Below are 242 nucleotides of genomic sequence, written 5' to 3'. Positions count from 1 at the left end.
GCCCACGGGTCCCCGGCCGGGCCGGCGCCCAGGCACACGGTGACGGCGTCGGCCAGCAGGCTCGCCACGGGGGCGTGCAGCACGCCGTCCGCGTCGGGGACGACGGTGGCGCTGACCCCGGCGGCGGCCAGGAAGGCGCGGTCCTCGGCGGTGACCGGGTGGGTGACCACGAGCCGATGGCGCACGCGGCCCAGGGCGGCGGTGCCGAGTTCCTCCGCGACCGAGCGCAGGGCGGTCAGGGC

General features: G+C 80.2%; 1 protein-coding gene. It reads right to left on the bottom strand.

Translation table 11 applies throughout. The annotated features are described in order from the left end of the window. A partial coding sequence (locus QSV46_RS40810; RefSeq protein ID WP_314964441.1) for a hypothetical protein occupies positions 1-242 on the bottom strand: 242 nt, incomplete at both ends.

Source organism: Bradyrhizobium cosmicum, assembly GCF_032290525.1.
GTDB classification, from domain to species: domain Bacteria; phylum Pseudomonadota; class Alphaproteobacteria; order Rhizobiales; family Xanthobacteraceae; genus Bradyrhizobium; species Bradyrhizobium cosmicum_A.
Note: the sequence above shows the minus strand (reverse complement) of the source record. Positions and strands in the feature narration are given on the sequence as shown.